The sequence below is a fragment of the Candidatus Kaistella beijingensis genome, from assembly GCF_020084865.1.
Taxonomy (GTDB): Bacteria; Bacteroidota; Bacteroidia; order Flavobacteriales; family Weeksellaceae; genus Kaistella; species Kaistella beijingensis.
The window spans coordinates 1,124,508-1,141,814 of sequence record NZ_CP071953.1 but is presented as its reverse complement, the minus strand read 5'-3'; the positions used below and the strand labels follow the sequence as shown (position 1 = coordinate 1,141,814).

The 17,307-nt window shown below is 37.3% G+C and carries 19 protein-coding genes and 1 tRNA gene; 12 read left to right on the top strand and 8 right to left on the bottom strand.

Annotation, left to right across the window (positions count from 1 at the left end):
- Positions 1-8 precede the first annotated feature (8 nt).
- The 4 genes from J4771_RS05330 to J4771_RS05315 all read left to right on the top strand — a co-directional run bounded on the left by J4771_RS05330 (position 9) and on the right by J4771_RS05315 (position 3,771).
- The gene (locus J4771_RS05330) at positions 9-860 is read left to right on the top strand and encodes a diacylglycerol/lipid kinase family protein (RefSeq protein ID WP_224137769.1); all 852 of its coding nucleotides are present in this window, start codon (positions 9-11) and stop codon (positions 858-860) included.
- Between the two features lie 32 nt (positions 861-892).
- Positions 893-1,615: a lipoyl(octanoyl) transferase LipB gene (lipB, locus tag J4771_RS05325; protein ID WP_224137175.1), complete on the top strand. Its 723-nt coding sequence runs from the start codon at positions 893-895 to the stop codon at positions 1,613-1,615.
- A gap of 247 nt (positions 1,616-1,862) precedes the next feature.
- A complete protein-coding gene (locus tag J4771_RS05320; protein ID WP_224137174.1) occupies positions 1,863-3,191 on the top strand; it encodes a dihydrolipoamide acetyltransferase family protein in 1,329 nt (442 codons plus the stop codon).
- Between the two features lie 106 nt (positions 3,192-3,297).
- Positions 3,298-3,771 (top strand): GNAT family N-acetyltransferase, encoded by a 474-nt coding sequence (locus tag J4771_RS05315; RefSeq protein WP_224137172.1) that lies wholly within the window; start codon positions 3,298-3,300, stop codon positions 3,769-3,771.
- A 3-nt stretch (positions 3,772-3,774) separates the two neighbouring features.
- On the opposite strand, the gene J4771_RS05310 is transcribed toward J4771_RS05315, so the two are convergent.
- Together J4771_RS05310 and J4771_RS05305 are read right to left on the bottom strand one after the other, a co-directional pair.
- Positions 3,775-4,224: a GAF domain-containing protein gene (locus tag J4771_RS05310; protein WP_224137171.1), complete on the bottom strand. Its 450-nt coding sequence runs from the start codon at positions 4,222-4,224 to the stop codon at positions 3,775-3,777.
- A 194-nt stretch (positions 4,225-4,418) separates the two neighbouring features.
- On the bottom strand, positions 4,419-5,855 hold the full coding sequence (locus J4771_RS05305) for a TonB-dependent receptor (RefSeq protein WP_224137170.1): 1,437 nt from the start codon (positions 5,853-5,855) through the stop codon (positions 4,419-4,421).
- 47 nt (positions 5,856-5,902) lie between these two features.
- Between J4771_RS05305 and J4771_RS05300 the strand changes: the two genes are divergently transcribed.
- From J4771_RS05300 to J4771_RS05290, 3 genes are all read left to right on the top strand, one after another.
- Positions 5,903-6,670 (top strand): MBL fold metallo-hydrolase, encoded by a 768-nt coding sequence (locus J4771_RS05300; protein WP_224137164.1) that lies wholly within the window; start codon positions 5,903-5,905, stop codon positions 6,668-6,670.
- Between the two features lie 69 nt (positions 6,671-6,739).
- A tRNA-Leu gene (locus J4771_RS05295) sits at positions 6,740-6,824 on the top strand.
- A gap of 253 nt (positions 6,825-7,077) precedes the next feature.
- Positions 7,078-7,269 carry a hypothetical protein gene (locus J4771_RS05290; protein WP_224137161.1) on the top strand — a complete coding sequence of 64 codons (192 nt, stop codon included), beginning with the start codon at positions 7,078-7,080 and terminating at the stop codon, positions 7,267-7,269.
- A gap of 115 nt (positions 7,270-7,384) precedes the next feature.
- Here the strand turns inward: J4771_RS05290 and J4771_RS05285 are convergent, their stop codons facing one another.
- The 6 genes from J4771_RS05285 to J4771_RS05260 form a co-directional block, all read right to left on the bottom strand.
- The gene (locus J4771_RS05285; protein ID WP_224137158.1) at positions 7,385-8,062 is read right to left on the bottom strand and encodes a TIGR02117 family protein; all 678 of its coding nucleotides are present in this window, start codon (positions 8,060-8,062) and stop codon (positions 7,385-7,387) included.
- A gap of 377 nt (positions 8,063-8,439) precedes the next feature.
- Positions 8,440-8,925 carry a DUF6438 domain-containing protein gene (locus J4771_RS05280; protein WP_224137156.1) on the bottom strand — a complete coding sequence of 162 codons (486 nt, stop codon included), beginning with the start codon at positions 8,923-8,925 and terminating at the stop codon, positions 8,440-8,442.
- A 45-nt stretch (positions 8,926-8,970) separates the two neighbouring features.
- Positions 8,971-9,603, bottom strand: coding sequence for a porin family protein (locus J4771_RS05275; protein WP_224137154.1), 633 nt, complete (start codon positions 9,601-9,603; stop codon positions 8,971-8,973).
- Between the two features lie 13 nt (positions 9,604-9,616).
- The gene (gene obgE, locus J4771_RS05270; protein ID WP_224137152.1) at positions 9,617-10,600 is read right to left on the bottom strand and encodes a GTPase ObgE; all 984 of its coding nucleotides are present in this window, start codon (positions 10,598-10,600) and stop codon (positions 9,617-9,619) included.
- Positions 10,601-10,679: 79 nt separating this feature from the next.
- Positions 10,680-11,258: an adenylate kinase gene (locus tag J4771_RS05265; RefSeq protein WP_224137151.1), complete on the bottom strand. Its 579-nt coding sequence runs from the start codon at positions 11,256-11,258 to the stop codon at positions 10,680-10,682.
- 78 nt (positions 11,259-11,336) lie between these two features.
- On the bottom strand, positions 11,337-11,894 hold the full coding sequence (locus J4771_RS05260; protein WP_224137149.1) for a phosphoribosyltransferase: 558 nt from the start codon (positions 11,892-11,894) through the stop codon (positions 11,337-11,339).
- Between the two features lie 391 nt (positions 11,895-12,285).
- Here J4771_RS05260 and J4771_RS05255 point away from each other — a divergent pair, with 391 nt between their 5' ends.
- From J4771_RS05255 to J4771_RS05235, 5 genes are all read left to right on the top strand, one after another.
- On the top strand, positions 12,286-13,572 hold the full coding sequence (locus J4771_RS05255) for an adenylosuccinate synthase (RefSeq protein WP_224137147.1): 1,287 nt from the start codon (positions 12,286-12,288) through the stop codon (positions 13,570-13,572).
- 227 nt (positions 13,573-13,799) lie between these two features.
- The gene (locus tag J4771_RS05250; RefSeq protein ID WP_224137145.1) at positions 13,800-14,618 is read left to right on the top strand and encodes an energy transducer TonB; all 819 of its coding nucleotides are present in this window, start codon (positions 13,800-13,802) and stop codon (positions 14,616-14,618) included.
- 305 nt (positions 14,619-14,923) lie between these two features.
- On the top strand, positions 14,924-15,697 hold the full coding sequence (locus tag J4771_RS05245; RefSeq protein WP_224137143.1) for a ParA family protein: 774 nt from the start codon (positions 14,924-14,926) through the stop codon (positions 15,695-15,697).
- Positions 15,698-15,733: 36 nt separating this feature from the next.
- Positions 15,734-16,621: a ParB/RepB/Spo0J family partition protein gene (locus tag J4771_RS05240; protein ID WP_224137142.1), complete on the top strand. Its 888-nt coding sequence runs from the start codon at positions 15,734-15,736 to the stop codon at positions 16,619-16,621.
- Positions 16,621-17,253: a DUF5683 domain-containing protein gene (locus tag J4771_RS05235; protein ID WP_224137141.1), complete on the top strand. Its 633-nt coding sequence runs from the start codon at positions 16,621-16,623 to the stop codon at positions 17,251-17,253. The genes J4771_RS05240 and J4771_RS05235 overlap by 1 nt, the downstream gene beginning before the upstream one ends.
- Positions 17,254-17,307 lie beyond the last annotated feature (54 nt).

Genomic DNA, 17,307 nt, shown 5'->3' with positions numbered 1-17,307 from the left:
TGCAGTACATGGAAAAAGTTGCCTTCATCATTAATCCTTTTTCGGCGAAAAAAAATTATCAGCCTTTTCTGGCCTCGTTGAAGAAAAAGGTGCAAAATCCTTATTACATTATTTCCGAATCGATTGAAGATACGCAGCAATACATTCTGAATCATTTTGATGAGTTTGATATTTTTGTGGCAATTGGCGGTGACGGAACGATTTCTACCGTTGCAAAACACCTTATCAATACTGAAAAAATCCTCGCCATTTTTCCTGCGGGTTCTGGAAACGGATTTTCGAACGAGACCAATTTTCATAAAAATTTAGATGAACTCTTAGAAAAAATCAAAGGCAAAAAATCAAGAAAAATTGATACTTTCACCGTGAATGACAAATTATCCATCAATGTTTCGGGAACAGGTTTTGACGGAAAGGTGGTGAAAGAATTTGAAAAAACCGAGCGTGGTTTTAAAAATTACATCAAAGTTTCCATACAGACTTTCTTTAATTACAAACCCATTAAAGTGAAGTTTCTAGATGAAAATTACCGGCAATACAACGGGAAATATTTGATGTTGAATATAGCAAACACCCGCCAATTCGGAAACAACGCGTACATTGCACCAAAAGCCAGTAAAAGTGACGGTTTGGTAGATTTGGTTTTGGTGAAGAAATTTCCGATCACCTATTCTCCTTTTTTTGCGTTCCGAATGTTTACAAAACGTTTAAAGGACGACGATTACGTTACTTATCTCCCTGTTTCAGAAATCGAATTTAAAGTTTCCACAAAAAATTGGCATCTTGATGGTGAATTTAATAAGATAAAATCGCCGGTTCATGTGAAGGTTTTGCCGAAGAGTTTGAAGATTTTAATTTAAAAAAAACCTTATAGGTTTCCTAAATTTCAAAAATGACCATCACCCAAAATAAAAAGACAGAATTCCGCGAACTTGGTTTAATGGATTACGAACCGGCTTTCAATTATCAAGAAACTTTGATGAAATCCATCATCGACTTAAAATTGAAAAACCGTGACAGAACCGACGGAATTTACGAAGAAACACCTAATTATCTCCTTTTTGTAGAGCATCCACACGTTTACACGTTGGGAAAATCGGGACACGAAGAAAATATGCTTGCAAATACTGAGAAACTGAAGGAAATCAACGCCACTTTCGTGAAAACCAATCGTGGTGGAGATATTACGTATCACGGTTTCGGACAGATTGTGGGTTATCCTATTGTGGATTTGGATAACTTTAAATCTGATATTTTCAAATATATGAGAGATTTGGAAGAAGCGATTATCAGAACAATTGCAGAATACGGTTTGAAAGGCCAAAGAAGTGAAGGCGAAACTGGAGTTTGGTTGGATGTGGGAAAACCTTACGCAAGAAAAATTTGCGCAATGGGCGTGAAAACATCAAAATGGGTTACAATGCACGGTTTTGCGTTGAACGTGAATACCGATTTACGCTATTTTGAATACATTATTCCCTGTGGAATTAAAGATAAATCAGTAACTTCTTTGGCTAGAGAGTTGGAACGAAAGTTTTCTGATGTGGAAGTTTTGGAGGTGAAAGAGAAGATTAAGAAACATTTTTCGGAGGTTTTTGGAGCCGAGTTGGTTTAAGATATCAACAATTTCCTAAATAAAAAAGAGCGAAAATTTTCGCTCTTTTTATATTTTATTTAAAGATATTTACTGATAAACCCTTTGCAAATCAACTTTTCTTTTCCGTTATGTTAATGGTGATGTGCCACGGTTTCCTAAAGTTCGATGAGAAAAAAATAATTTAAATTATTGAATTCGTAATTTTGGTAGGGAAATTTTTAAATTCTTTAAAAAATTTTATCTTTGTGAAAATCCAATAACTAAAATGGCAGAATATAAATTATTACTTCCCTCGATGGGAGAAGGTGTGATGGAAGCAACAATCATCAGTTGGTTATTCAATGAAGGCGATATGGTGAAAGAAGATGATTCCGTTGTGGAAATCGCGACCGATAAGGTGGATTCCGACGTTCCGACACCGGTTTCGGGAAAAATTGTAAAGATTCTGAAACAAAAAGATGAGGTGGCAAAAATTGGGGAGGCCATCGCAATTCTAGAAGTTGCAGGCGAAGGTGAAGCCATAGCAGAACAACCACAAGAACCAAAATCCCACGCTGAAGTAAAAACAGAATTGCCAAATGTGGAACCAGAAATCGTAAAAGGCTTGGAAGAATCTATGGAAAGCGCAAAGATTTCTACAGGTCTTCCTGCAACCGATTTATATTTGTCGCCTTTGGTAAAATCAATCGTTCAGCAAGAAAATATTTCGGAAGCTGAATTAAACTCAATCAAAGGAAGCGGTTTAGAAGGAAGAATTACGAAAGAAGATATTTTGCATTTCGTGAAAAATAGAGGAACACAAAAGATGGAGGAAAAGGTTGAGGTTAAAGCAAGTCCAGTCGCAAAACCCACTTCGCAAACTTCTGCACCAATTGCAGTTTCAGAAGGTGATGAAGTGATTCAAATGGATAGAGTCCGCAAAATTATTGCAGACGCAATGGTGAATTCAAAGAGAACTTCTCCACACGTGACTTCTTTCATCGAATCCGATGTCACCAATGTTGTAAGATGGAGAGCAAAACACAAAGATATTTTTGAAAAAAGGGAAGGGGAGAAACTAACTTTCATGCCGATTTTCGTAAGAGCCGTAGTAAAAGCAATCCAAGATTTCCCGATGATCAATGTTTCTGTAGATGGCGACAAAATTATCAAAAAGAAAAACATCAACATCGGAATGGCAACTGCACTTCCTGATGGAAACTTGATTGTTCCCGTGATTAAAAATGCAGACCAATTGTCACTTTCAGGTTTGGCGAAGGCGATTAACGATTTGGCGTACAGAGCGAGAAACAAAAAACTTCGTCCGGAAGATACACAAGGAGCGACTTACACGATTTCCAACGTGGGAAGTTTCGGCAATTTGATGGGAACTCCGATTATTCCGCAACCACAAGTGGCGATTTTGGCGATTGGCGCTATTGTGAAAAAACCTGCAGTTTTGGAAACCAAAGATGGCGATGTAATTGCGATCCGTCAGTTGATGTTTATGTCGCATTCTTACGACCACCGAGTGGTGGACGGTTCTTTGGGCGGAATGTTCCTGAAACACGTTCACGATTATTTGCAGAATTGGGATATGAACACGGAAATATAAGTAATCAGCAATAAGTAATTAGATATTATTTATTAGTAATTAGTAATATGAAACCTTCGATTTTTTTTCGGAGGTTTTTTGTTATTTTTGATGAAAGTTTATAAATATGTTTGAGATCAGAAAGGCCATCGAAAAAGATATTCCCACGATTTTTGATTTGATTAAAAAATTGGCAGTTTATGAAAAGCTTGAAAAAGATGTCATCACTTCTGAAAATGAGTTGAAGGAAAATATTTTCACCAAAAATTTTGCAAAAGTCCTGATTGCCGAAGAAAACGAAAAACCTGTTGGTTTTGCTTTATACTTTTATAATTTCTCCACTTTTGTCGGAAAACCGGGACTGTATTTGGAAGACCTTTTCGTGGAACCAGAATGTCGTGGAAAAGGTTACGGAAAGGCCTTACTCATCGAACTTTCAAAAATTGCGGAAGCTGAAAACTGCGGCAGATTTGAATGGTCGGTTCTGGATTGGAATACGCTTTCCATCGAATTCTACAAATCACTTGGCGCAAAACCTATGGATGAATGGACGGTTTTTCGTTTGGATAAAGAGGGAATTTCAAAGTTGGCGAAAAAATAATTTCTACAAAATCCCCGCAACTTCCCCACACAACCATTCCAACATTTCTCGGTCTTCTTGCGTAAAAGGATTCAAGGTGTGCGAATCAATATCAATCTGACCGATGTTTTCTCCGTTTTTAATGATGGGAACTACGATTTCGGCTTTGGTATCGATGGAGCAGCTTAAATAATTGTCCTGCTCATGAACATCTGGAACCACGAAAGTTTGGTTGGAAACGGCAACCTGTCCGCAAATTCCCTTTCCGAAAGGAATCACGGTGTGGTCGGTTGCTGCACCAACATAAGGTCCTAAAATCAGTTCTTCCTTGTCACCGTTTTTAAAATAAAATCCCGTCCAGTTGAAATAAGGGATTTCCTGGTCGAGCAGGTGACAGATTTTCTGCAATTTATCGGTAGTATCGTGGTTGGGACTTTCAATAATTGAAGAAAGCCTTTTTTTAATTTCTGACATTTTTTTAATTTTTTAAATTTTAGGGATGATTCTTTGTATTGCTTTGATAAGCAAAAGCGCCTTTGTTTAGCATAAAAGCAGAATCATATTTTTTAATCCTTTGTTGATCGTTGCGTTATGTTTTTTCCACGCAAAAGAAACAGGGAATTGATGAAAAGGAAATTTTGATTTTAAAGAAAAGTTTTCCTTATTTCCTACGAAAACTCCTTCAGTTTAAGTTCTTCCTTATAACCAAACATTCCGCGCTCCTTAATCATCTCTGCAACGCCGAACGGAAGCTGTGTTTCCCAACCCTGTTCGTGGTTTGCAATCTTGTTGAGGATTTCACGGGAATAAATTTCGGAGTAATCTGGATTGTAGTTTTGGATATCGACAATCCTTTTGTTGAGTTTAAAATATTTGTAAAGTTCCTTCAAATTATCTTGAACTTTCAAGTTGTTGGAAGTCAATAACTCGTGTGTTTCCGGGTCTTTGTAAGGATAGAGGTAAACCCTCATATCCTGTCGGAAGAACTTACCGAACGCTTCCAAAATTCCACCCGAAAGATTTTTGTAATAGTTTTCATCGAAGACATCCAACAAATTGTTCACGCCCATTGCGACACCGATTTTTCCGTTGGTATAGGTTGCAAAATAATCAATCAGTCGGTAATATTCAGAGAAGTTTGAAATAATGACTGTATAGCCCAATTTCGCCAAAACATCCACTCTGTCAAGAAAATCTCTTTCATCAATATCACCGGAAGCTCTTAAATTAGAAATGGTGATTTCGAAAAGTACTTCGGTTTCCTCTTCCGTGCATTCCCAATCTTTTTTGAACATTTCCAAGCCTTTCATGAACATATCCGTATTTACCAACGTTACAGGACGGAAACTCCCGCGGACCGCAAAAATATTTTTCTTGTACAAAATATCGGCAGGAAGCATATTGTTTCCTTCGGAATTGAAAATCACGGCATCGGTCATTCCGTTTTTCACGAGCTGCAAACTCATCAAGCGATTGTCAACATAGGCAAAAGCGGGACCGCTGAAATCAATCATGTCGATTTCCACATTGTCGGTAGAAATGTCGTCGTATAAAGATTCAATCAACCTTCTCGGATTGTCGGAATAATTAAAGGCGCCATAAATTAAGTTCACGCCCAAACTTCCCAACGTTTCCTGCTGCAAAGTTGCATCGTTTTCATTGAATTTTACGTGGAGAACGATTTCGTTGTAATCCTCAAATTCATCCAACTGAAAACGCAACCCGACCCAACCGTGACCTTTCATGGTTTTGTCGAAATTGATGGTGGTTACGGTATTTGCATAAGAAAAGAATTTTCTTCCGGGATTGTTTTCGCGCGTTAATCTTTCCTCAATTAAGGCAACTTCATAACGAAGCATTTTGCGTAAACGGTTTTGGGTGACGTATCTGTTTTTAGCCTCTTTACCGTAAATAGCGTCGCTGAAATCTTTGTCATAAGCAGACATCGCTTTTGCGATTGTACGTGAAGCACCACCAGCTCTAAAGAAATGGCGCACCGTTTCCTGACCTGCTCCGATTTCGGCAAAAGTTCCATAGATATTTGCATCCAAATTTATCGCTAAAGCTTTCTGCTTGGGTGTCAATTTTTGCTTAATCACTGCCAATTTTTAATTTTTTGTAAATTTACCAAAATAAACACCAACCTCAAAAAATGAAGTTGAAATTTTTAGGAACGGGAACTTCGCAGGGAGTTCCTGTAATTGGTTGCCATTGTGAAGTATGTGCTTCTCTAAATCCCAAAGACAAACGTTTTCGGTCATCAGTTTTAATAACAACGGAAAATGATAAGAAGATTTTAGTCGATTGTGGTCCAGATTTTAGGTTGCAGATGCTTGATAATCACGAAGACCGAGTTGATGCCGTTCTCATCACACATGAACACAACGACCATGTAATTGGACTCGATGATATGCGACCTTTGATTTTCAGAAATGGAAACGATATGAATCTTTTCTGTAACCAGAGAGTTGGAATGGAAATCAAAAACCGTTTTCCGTACGCTTTCTCCGAGGTGAAATATCCGGGTGCGCCTTCTTTTGAGCTTCATGAAATTGAAAATAAGCCGTTTTCGTTATTCGATGCGGAAATTACGCCCATTGAAGTGATGCATTTCAGAATTCCCATTTTTGGTTTTAAACTTAAGTCGCTTGCCTATATTACGGATGCAAGTTTTATTGCTGAAATTGAAAAAGAGAAGCTGAAAAATTTGGATTATCTCATCCTAAACTGTATTAGAAGGGAAGAGCTTCATCCAGCACATTTCATTCTTCCACAAATTCTTGAACTGAATGATGAATTGAAGCCGAAACAGCTTTTTCTCACCCACATTTCCCATCATTTAGGTCTGCACGATGAAACAGAAAAGGAACTTCCTGAAAATGTGCATCTTGCTTTTGATGGGTTGGAAATTGAGTTTTAAAAGGAAAAAAAATTTGAAAATTTATTTTTCCGAAACAAAAATTAATTCTATATTTGCACACCAATTTAAGCCCAGGTGGCGGAATTGGTAGACGCGCTAGACTCAAACTCTAGTATCGCAAGATGTACCGGTTCGATTCCGGTCCTGGGTACCAAAATCCTCTGAAGAAATTCAGGGGATTTTTTTATTGGGCAGTTTCGATCGCTTTATTAATAATAACAAATTTTTTTTATCCGCAAGGAAATGTTTATATGACTTCTCTCAACATTTAATATCATGTATTTTTTGTTTGTTTAACGATAATTAAAATTTTGCTAAAATTCTTAATTAATAGTTAATAAAACGTTTGTTTAATTACTTATTTCTTAAATTTCGAAAAAGCATCTTCCAATAAAAAATTCAATGCCGTGGTTGAGGTCAGAATGATGAACGTGGTGAAGAAATACAGTGTAGAATTTGGCGAATATAAAAACAGTTTGGTTGGAAACAAAAGATTGAAATTTTCCGACTTCAACATTATTCCACCAAAGAAAATGGGCGGGGTGGTGTTTGTGAAAGACGATTTAGATTTATTTTTCAGTTTGGCGATCAAGGATTAAAAAACAACTCAATCTTCAAAATCAAATTTTTATTTTTTCATAATTTAATATGATGTTGTGTGGAACTCCCTGAAAATGGGAGTTTTTTTATTTTGCAGAATCTCAACCTCAACATCTATTGGTAATGCTGGAAAATCCCAAAATCGCTCGGCGTCCAAAGAGCCGCTTTCTGTCCTGCCGCTTTTAATCCGTTGTTTGACCAGGTGTTACAGGTGTCAAGGAAACTGTAACTTCCTTTCGCGTCATAAAAAGCGTCATTTTTTCCGTAAACCGCGTCGGTCTTAATGAGGATTGGTTTTCCGTTTTGGTCCCGGTCGAATTTATCATTGATGAATTTAATCAAATCCAAATATTGTTGATGTGTTAAATTCAATCTCACACAATCTTTTCCAACGGTCATTTTTTCGTAATATGTGAAGTGCATCGCCGATTCACTTAACCAAAATGCCGCTTTGAAGGCGGTTGAAAATTTCAAATCGGCCCAAGTTGGGGTGTCTAGGTAGAACCCTTTGTCACCCCATCCAATCGCCAAATATTTGAAGTCGGTTCTTTTGGACAAAGTGTTTTCAAAAGGGATTTGCTGACTCCAATCGATTTCGGGAGTTTTTACGGGAACCACCAAATCGGTATGAACACCGTTTGTGAGGATATACGCATCAATATTTTTGGGTTCAGAAACAGATTTTGCCGGAATTTCAATGAAAGGTATCAAATAGGCACAAAGCAGATAAAACGCCACGATTCCGATGATTGCCCAAATTGTTTTTAAAGCCGTCAATATAATTTTCTTCATGTTCCAAATGTAAATAAATTTAATATTTAATTTTTCGCACGATAGTTGTTTGTTTCGAAATAATTATTAAATTTATTAACGAAAATTTTATCATTTATGCAGAAGAAATCTAAATCTCAGAAAAGATTCAAAATTCGTGTAAAAGTTGCGCCCAAAAGAAACCGCTCAAAACGTTGATTTTCATAGAAATTCTTATTTCTTGAAGGTCAATTTTTCTTTTTAGGAACGTCTTTTACTAATAAAATAAATATTGGAATCCATCTTACAGGGCATCAATTTTTAGGTGTCCAAGGAAATTAACCCTCAAATTGGATCAACATCATAACGAAAAAGCAGACCTTAAAAGTCTGCTATTATTTTAGATGCTAATATGAAAATTAATCAACTTTAGTCCAGGTTTGTGACTTTCTTAAGCCCTCGATAAATTCATATACTGCCTGTAAATCTTCTGTTCCGTGTTTTCCGTAATCTTCAATGTGTTTTGAAGTTCCATCTGCAAAAGTAATTTTCAAGTGTGATGTTGGTAAGTCGGTCACGTTTTTGTCTCCGTAATAATTTTTTATAGACTTTAAGTTTAAAGAATCAAGCATCGAAACCAATTTGTTGTAATCGGCTTCTTTAATGGTCGCTTTGAAAACGCCTTCTTTAGTTCCTGAAAAGTCATCTTTGGATTTTCCGTCGGTAAAGGTGAATCTTTCTGCATCAATTACTGCGGTTCTGTCGGGATTAATCGTTATTTTAAACATGGGACAAAACCCGAAACAGGCACCTGCTTCATAGTGAATTTTGGAATAATTAGACTTGTTTTGAGTGGTGCATGAAAAAAGAAAAACCACTGCAATAAGTGCAAGTAAATATTTCATAATTATAAATTATATGAAATAAGGCGTTCAAGAACTGTTCCTAAATTATTTAAAACGATAACCTAAACCAATTTGGAAGAAGTTTGCGCGAACATCGATTCCATTCTCATGGATATTCGAAATGCCAAAATTGTAGCGTGCTTCAGCAAAAATATTTTTATTAAAATCAAACTCAGTACCCACAAACGGAAAAATATCAAGAGTTTTTTTATTCTCAACTTTTCCAGAATTTGGGAATGAACTGAAATCCGAGCTTACTTTACTGTTAATATTAAATGCAAAGTTAAAACCTCCTAAAACACCAAAATTTTTAATAATATGGTATTTCGCAGCTATTGGAACCTGTAGCTGTTGATAACTGTATTTTATATTTGCCGTTCCAATATCAATAATTTCACTGCCGACAAGCTGGTGAAGGTTTACCTTGGTTGTTCCACCCAATTGTGTATAGATTAATTCTCCCTGCACTGAAAATTTTTCAGTAACAGGTTGCAAAGCGAATCCACCGGCATAAAAAAAAGACTGGGAGCTGAAATCGCTATAATCTTCCCAAAAATTGCTTGGTGAAGATTGCCAATTGATGTTAGAATTAATATATCCTGCTTTTACGCCAAATTGAGTTTGTGCGGAAATTCCGGCAAAAAGACTGAGAGCAATGACTAATGAAATTTTTTTCATCGTTGTTTAAAAATTATCCGTGAAGTCTTTTCCAAATAACATCCTTTAATTCCGTCAAACCTTCTCCCGTAACTGCGGAAAAGAAAATGGGCTGTTTGTCTTCAGGAAATTCTTTTGCGATTTCTCTTTTCAGTTCATCATCCAATAAATCCGACTTTGAAATTGAAATAATGTACTCTTTATCCAAAAGTTCAGGATTATATTCCTTCAACTCATTTTCCAAAATTTTGAATTCCTGAAAATGTTCCTGTGAATCGGAAGGAATCAAAAACAGCAGGATGGAATTTCGCTCGATATGTCTTAGAAATCGGTGACCAAGACCTTTTCCTTCTGCCGCTCCTTCTATAATTCCCGGAATATCTGCCATTACAAAAGATTTGTAATTTCGGTAATCCACGATTCCTAAATTCGGAGTTAAGGTTGTAAAAGCGTAATCAGCAATTTTTGGTTTCGCTGCCGAAACTGCCGCTAAAAGTGTAGATTTTCCTGCATTTGGAAAACCAACCAAACCAACATCCGCCAAAAGTTTCAGCTCAAAAGTCACAAAACCTTCTTCGCCGGGAAGTCCGGGTTGCGCATAACGTGGAGTTTGATTCGTTGAAGATTTAAAATGCTCGTTTCCAAGTCCGCCTTTTCCACCCTGCATTAAAACGATTTCTTGACCGTCTTCCAAAATTTCACCGATGATTTCGCCGTCTTCATTTTTGGCAATCGTTCCAATCGGAACTTCGATGTAAACGTCTTCACCTGCAGCTCCGGTCAACTGATTCTTCGCGCCGTTTTCACCACGTTCCGCTTTGATGTGTCTCGTGTAACGAAGCGGAAGAAGTGTCCATTCGTGAGAATTTCCTTTCATGATGACGCTTCCGCCACGACCGCCGTCTCCACCATCGGGACCGCCTTTCGGAATATATTTTTCACGGCGAAGATGCGCAGAACCTGCACCGCCGTGACCACTTTTACAATGGATTTTTACGTAATCTACGAAATTGCTCATCGAGTTTCGGGATACGAGGTTCGTGTTTCGAGTTGATGCGGGACTGAACCTCGAAACTCGCATCCCGCAACTCCTATCTCTATTTTATTTTCTCTACTTCTGCGAAAAGTTTTTCGGAAATTTCTTCAATTCCACCAACGCCATTTACTTCAACATATTTTCCCTGTTGTTTGTAAAGTTCGGCAACTTCTGCGGTTTTTGCGTAGTATTCTTTAATTCTGTTTCGGATGATTTCTTCGTTGGAATCGTCGGTTCTTCCTGATGTTTCGCCTCTTTTCAAAAGTCTTTCCACTAAAATCTCATCATCTACCACCAAAGACAGACAAACGGAAATATCATCATTCAAAACTTCGCTTACGATTTTTTCCAAAGCTTGTGTTTGATTGGCTGTTCTTGGATATCCGTCGAAGATAAAACCTGCTGTTTCCGTAGGTTTTTTCACTTCGTCAATCAACATATCCGTGGTAACTTGGTCGGGAACCAATTCGCCTTTGTCGATGTAGGATTTTGCCAATTGACCAAGTTCCGTGTCATTTTTCATGTTGTAACGGAACAAATCTCCCGTAGAAATCTGCTTCAAATTGAATTTCTCAACTAAATTTTGTGCCTGTGTACCTTTTCCACTTCCCGGAGGTCCGAAGAGAACGATGTTTATCATTTTTATTTATTGATTTGAGATTTGAAATTCGATATTTGAGATTAATTCCGAATCTCAAACTTCAAATTTCGAATTATTTTAGTGATTTATCCTTCCTTCCGCCAATTGATATAAATCCGGAAGATTTCTTCCCAATTCATCATAATCTAAACCGTAACCTAGAACGAATTTGTTAGGGATTTCTTTGGCGACATAATCAATCGTGAAATCTTTTTTGAAAACTTCAGGTTTTAAAAGTAATGATGCTACTTTTAAAGATTTTGGACGTTGCGTGTTTTTGAAATATTCAAAGAGACTTTCAATGGTGTTTCCTGTGTCCACGATGTCTTCCATCAAAATAATGTGGCGACCTTCAACTTCTTTGGTGAGTTCCATTTTTTTGTAAACGATTCCCGTGCTTGTTAAACCTCCCATATAAGAACTCATTTGGATGAATGCGATTTCGCAGTTTCCCGGATAATGTTTCAAAAAATCGGAGAAAAACATAATCACACCGTTTAGAACACCGATGAAAACGGGAGTTTCGTCTTTGTAGTCTTCATAAACTTTGAGCGCTAAATTTTTGATGATTTCCTGAATTTCATCGTGCTTCAAGTACGGCACGAATTCTTTGTCGTGAATTTTGACTGTGTCCATAAGGTATTCCAAAAAGCAAATTTACGAAAAAGTTGGAAGATGGAAATTTTGTGTGGTTAAAATTTTCAGAGTGACGTTGAATTTTCGGCGCGAACCCGAAGTTTCGGGAGAGCGCCAATTTTGAGTTGTCGTAAGGAAAAGTCGCTACTTTTCCTTACGCGGCGTTATTGCGTGAGGGATTGCAGTGGAAATCCCGCAGTTGCGTTGGCTTCAGCTTTGGAACGAGGAATTGAAGCGAAAAGCCCGACCCGAGCTGCGGGAAACCTTGTAGGTTTGCAAAATCTATAAGGTTTAGCTTTGGCAAGGGACACGCCCAAAATATTTTTCCACAAAAATTGCCCGAAACTTTTATTAAAACTATTTTTGTAGAAATCTATAAAAAAAGTAAAATATGGCAACTTATGTGGTTGTGGGTCTTCAGTATGGGGACGAAGGAAAAGGGAAAATTACGGACGTTCTTTCGGCGAAATCCGATTATGTGGTGCGTTTTCAAGGAGGTGATAATGCAGGTCACACCGTTTATGTGGGCGACGAAAAATTTGTTTTGCACCTTCTTCCATCGGGAGTTTTGCAGTGTAAGGGAAAGTGTATCATTGCGAATGGAGTTGTGGTAAATCCAAAATCTTTCATAAAAGAAATTGAACAAATCGAAAGCAAAGGAATGAAAACCGACCATGTTTTTATTTCGAGAAGAGCGCACGTGATTATGCCTTATCACATTTTGCTCGACAAATATCGTGAGGAAGAAGAAGGCGGAACACAGATTGGAACCACAAAAAAAGGAATCGGTCCTTGCTACGAAGACAAAATCGCCAGAGTCGGAATTCGTATGATTGACCTTTTGAATCCTGAAGTTTTAGCCGAAAAGATTAGAAAGAATCTGAAAATCAAAAACTCACTTTTCGAAAAATATTTTGAAAAAGAAGGTTTGGAGTTTGATGAAATTTACAATGAATTCATTGAAATCGGGAAAAAATTGCAGGACAGAATTGTAGATACTGAACTAGAAATCAATCAAGCCATTCAAGACGGAAAAAATATTTTGTTCGAGGGTGCACAAGCTTTAATGTTGGATATCGATTTCGGGACTTACCCTTATGTAACCTCGTCGTCGCCAACAACAGGCGGTGTGTGTTCGGGAGCGGGAGTTCCGCCGACAAGTCTGCAAAATTTAATCGGCGTTGCAAAAGCGTATACCACAAGAGTTGGAAATGGTCCTTTCCCAACGGAATTGGATAATGAATTGGGTGAAAAAATCAGACAGATTGGTTTTGAATTTGGCGCAACCACAGGAAGGCCAAGAAGAACAGGCTGGCTCGATTTGGTTTCGCTGAAACATGCGACGATGATTAACGGAATCAACAATTTGGTCATCACAAAATTGGATGTCCTTTCGGGAATTTCTCCTTTGAAAATCGCCACAGCTTATAAGACAGAGGACGGAAAAATCATCGATTACTTTACATCTTCTACCACCAAATTATATAATTACGAGCCGATTTATGAGGAGTTAGAAGGTTGGGAAGAAGACATCACCAAAGCAAGAAGCTACGACGAACTGCCTGTAAATGCCAAGAAATACATCGAGTTTATCGAGGATTATTTAGGAATTAATGTGTATTTGGTTTCTGTAGGGCCTGAAAGAAGCCAAAATATTATCCGAAAAGAATTATTTTAATTAAATAGAATAATTTTTAGAATTTTTTAAGCAAAGCCATCTCGTTGGAGGTGGTTTTCTTTTGGTGCAGGTTTAAAATTTACATATTGTTATGGATAAAATAATTATTGTGTAAAATATTCAATAAAATGGTGTGTGTTTTGATAAAGTTTTAATGAATTTAAAAATTTAATATTAAACTGATAGTCATGACTAAATGATTACCGAACCAATTAAATAATTTAGTGATGCAAAATTTACTTCAAAACCAAGAAAGAAAGTTTACTGAAATTCTTTTTCAGGGAAGAAACAAAGATTACGGAGCGTATGTAATTCGTACAGAATACGGAAATACCATGATGAAGGCGATGTTTGCAGGTGTTGCACTTTTCGCAGCAGTTGCAATTTCACCTTTAGTTATCAATTCTATTAGAACTCCACCCGTTATTGTAGATAGAATCGGCGATGGTCACGTTTTAAAACCTGTAGATGAAATTCCTGAAACTCCGCCACAAGTAGTGAAACCGATTATTCCTGTAAAACCGATTGTAAACACAGTTAAAATTGAAATCCCTACTCCAACGCGAGATGCAAAAAAAGAAACTCCTGCAACCAAACTAAGCGATACGGAAGACGCAAAAATTGGTACAGAAACAATTGTAGGAACGCCACCTGTAACCAATTACACGCCACCTGTTGAACAACATGTTCCAACACAAGTTCCTGTGGTGGAAACTCCAAAACCTGTGGATAATTCACCTGTGTTAAAAGTTGATGTTTCAGCAGATTTCATGGGAGGAATTAATTCTTTCAGAAGCAAAGTGGTGAATAATTTTGATACTTCAATCATGGAAGGAACAGGAGATTTAGTGAAAACAACGGTGATTTTCATCGTGGAAAAAGACGGAACCATTTCCGATGTGAAAGCAAATGGACCAAATGCCACTTTTAATAAAGAGGCTGAAAAAACCATCCGTTCCGTAAAAGGAAAATGGATTCCTGCAAAACTCAACGGAGAAAATGTGAGAAGTTATTTCAAATTCCCAATTTCCATGCAGTTTGAGTAATTCATGAGCAATAAGTAACAAGCAATAAGCAATGTAAAAATCTGCTCAATCAGCGTAATCAGCGGGGAAATTAAATTTGTTTTTCCAAATGCATTTCAAGGAATTCACTTAAAAAAAATCACCGTTCACAGCAAAGCGAATTCACCATTAATAAGAAATAACACTTATCCACAGAAATCCAATTTTTGTGGATAATTTTTTTGTATGATAAACCATTAATTAACAGTATTTTAACCAAAACACTTTTATTCACATTCATCTAAAAATGATAAAAAAGTGTATTTTTGGAGATTAAAATTCAAAGAATGGCTAAAATTATAGGTGTTGCAAATCAGAAAGGCGGTGTTGGCAAAACAACTACGGCGGTAAATTTAGCAGCGGCACTCGGCGTTTTGGAAAAAAAGATTTTGATTATTGATGCGGATCCGCAAGCAAATGCAACTTCGGGTTTGGGAATCGAACAGTCGGAATTTTCCACCTACAATTTGTTGGAGCACAGTTCCGATGCGGCAAAATGTATCCAAAAAACTTCTTCTCCTAATTTAGACATCATTCCGTCACACATTGATTTGGTAGCCGCAGAAATCGAGTTGGTCGACCGTGAAAACCGTGAATACATGCTGAAAGAAGCATTAAAATCCGTTCGCGATAATTACGATTACATCATCATCGATTGTGCGCCAAGTTTGGGTTTGATTACGATTAACGCGTTAACTGCGGCAGATTCAGTGATTATCCCGATTCAATGTGAATATTTTGCTTTGGAAGGTTTAGGGAAATTGTTGAACACCATCAAAAATGTTCAGAAAATTCATAACAAAGATCTCGATATTGAAGGTTTACTTTTAACCATGTTTGATTCAAGATTACGACTATCTAATCAGGTTGTAGAGGAAGTAAATTCGCATTTTCCTGAAATGGTTTTCGACACTATTATCAGCAGAAATGTACGTTTAAGTGAGGCGCCAAGTTTCGGCGAAAGTATCCTAAACTATGATGCGGAAAGCAAAGGAGCGATTCAATACCTTCAGTTAGCCGAAGAAGTTTTATTGAAAAACGAAAACTTAGTAAAAAATTAAAGCCGAAAGCTGATTGCTGAACGCTGATTGCAATTTATGAAAGACAAGAAAAGAGCAATGGGACGTGGTTTGGGCGCCATTTTAAGTGCCGAATCTAAAGCGTCTGTAAACTCCGCAACCGATGAAGGAGCAGATAAATTTGTAGGAAATATTGTAGAGGTTGCTTTGGAAGATATTTATCCAAACGCTTCACAACCAAGAACTTACTTCGATGAAAAAGCGTTGGAAGATTTGGCGCAATCCATCAAAAATCTTGGGATTATTCAGCCGATTACGTTAAGAAAGGACGGCGATAAATTTGAGATCATTTCAGGTGAAAGACGTTTCCGTGCAAGTAAAATTGCAGGTTTGGAGACCGTTCCTGCATACATTCGTTTGGTGAATGACCAAGAATTACTCGAAATGGCTTTGGTGGAAAACATTCAGCGTGAAGATTTAGACGCTATTGAAATTGCTTTAACTTACCAAAGATTGCTTGAAGAAATCGGGATGACTCAGGAAAACTTAAGCCAAAGAGTAGGAAAAGAGAGAAGTACCATTACCAATTCCATACGATTGTTGCGATTAAATCCTGATGTTCAAAACGCAATCCGAAGCGGCGAAATTTCTGCAGGTCACGGAAGAGCCATCATCAGTTTGGACGATGCCGAAAAACAGGACGAACTTTTCAAGAAAATCATCAAGAATAATTTAAGCGTTCGTCAAGCGGAACAGGAATCCAATTTGCTGAAAACGCCAAAGAAATCTATTCAGAAAAACAAGGCAACTTTACCCAATCATTTCAAAAAAGCGGAAAAAAATCTTGCCGATATTTTGGATGTAAAAGTTGAAATAAAAACATCCGCAAACGGAAAAAAAGGAAAGATCGTGCTCGACTTCAAAAATGAGGAAGAGTTGGAAAACATCCTTTCACACTTTAAATAATGAAGAAACTTACGGTATTTTTCCTGCTGATATTTTCATTCAAAATTTTCGCTCAAGTGAATCCGAACGACACAATTCGTGTGGAGAATTATCCGAAAGATTCCATTTCTGTAAAGAAAAATTCCAAATCTGATGTTCAGGTTTTAACCGATATTCAGGAATCCAACGCTCCTGTTAAAACCGTAAAATATAACCCAACAAAAGCAGGTTTGTATTCTGCAGTTTTGCCGGGACTCGGTCAATATTACAACAAAAAATATTGGAAAATCCCCATCGTTTGGGGCGCAATTGGAACCGGAGTTGGAATTACGCTTTGGAATCAGAAGCAATACACAAGATACCGAAACGCGTTCATTGCACAACTCAACGGGCAGCCGCACGAGTTTTCTGAAATTCCCGGAATCACTGCCGAAGCTTTGGGAAGAACACAGGACAGAGCGAAAAGACAGCGAGATTACGCGATTGCAGTCACGGGATTAATTTACGTTCTGAATATTGTGGATGCCGTTGTTGACGCACATTTGTACGAAGGAAGAAAAGACCCCGATTTGGCTTTGAAACCTGCGATTATTTTTGATGAATTTGGAAATCAATCTTCAAAAGCGGGACTTTCCTTTAATTATAGATTCTAAATTATCAATGATGATTGATAAATGATAATTGATTTCAAACAACATCAAATAAGT

Bases quoted from the DNA above. Each gene is read 5' to 3' on its own strand.
- J4771_RS05240 (WP_224137142.1), top strand. From the start codon at position 15,734: ATGAAAGACAAGAAAAGAGCAATGGGACGTGGTTTGGGCGCCATTTTA.
- J4771_RS05275 (WP_224137154.1), bottom strand. From the start codon at position 9,603: ATGAAAAAAATTTCATTAGTCATTGCTCTCAGTCTTTTTGCCGGAATT.
- J4771_RS05285 (WP_224137158.1), bottom strand. From the start codon at position 8,062: ATGAAGAAAATTATATTGACGGCTTTAAAAACAATTTGGGCAATCATC.
- J4771_RS05265 (WP_224137151.1), bottom strand. From the start codon at position 11,258: ATGATAAACATCGTTCTCTTCGGACCTCCGGGAAGTGGAAAAGGTACA.
- J4771_RS05310 (WP_224137171.1), bottom strand. From the start codon at position 4,224: ATGTCAGAAATTAAAAAAAGGCTTTCTTCAATTATTGAAAGTCCCAAC.
- J4771_RS05280 (WP_224137156.1), bottom strand. From the start codon at position 8,925: ATGAAATATTTACTTGCACTTATTGCAGTGGTTTTTCTTTTTTCATGC.
- J4771_RS05255 (WP_224137147.1), top strand. From the start codon at position 12,286: ATGGCAACTTATGTGGTTGTGGGTCTTCAGTATGGGGACGAAGGAAAA.
- J4771_RS05245 (WP_224137143.1), top strand. From the start codon at position 14,924: ATGGCTAAAATTATAGGTGTTGCAAATCAGAAAGGCGGTGTTGGCAAA.
- lipB (WP_224137175.1), top strand. From the start codon at position 893: ATGACCATCACCCAAAATAAAAAGACAGAATTCCGCGAACTTGGTTTA.
- J4771_RS05260 (WP_224137149.1), bottom strand. From the start codon at position 11,894: ATGGACACAGTCAAAATTCACGACAAAGAATTCGTGCCGTACTTGAAG.
- J4771_RS05330 (WP_224137769.1), top strand. From the start codon at position 9: ATGGAAAAAGTTGCCTTCATCATTAATCCTTTTTCGGCGAAAAAAAAT.
- J4771_RS05250 (WP_224137145.1), top strand. From the start codon at position 13,800: ATGCAAAATTTACTTCAAAACCAAGAAAGAAAGTTTACTGAAATTCTT.
- J4771_RS05300 (WP_224137164.1), top strand. From the start codon at position 5,903: ATGAAGTTGAAATTTTTAGGAACGGGAACTTCGCAGGGAGTTCCTGTA.
- J4771_RS05320 (WP_224137174.1), top strand. From the start codon at position 1,863: ATGGCAGAATATAAATTATTACTTCCCTCGATGGGAGAAGGTGTGATG.
- J4771_RS05235 (WP_224137141.1), top strand. From the start codon at position 16,621: ATGAAGAAACTTACGGTATTTTTCCTGCTGATATTTTCATTCAAAATT.
- obgE (WP_224137152.1), bottom strand. From the start codon at position 10,600: ATGAGCAATTTCGTAGATTACGTAAAAATCCATTGTAAAAGTGGTCAC.
- J4771_RS05315 (WP_224137172.1), top strand. From the start codon at position 3,298: ATGTTTGAGATCAGAAAGGCCATCGAAAAAGATATTCCCACGATTTTT.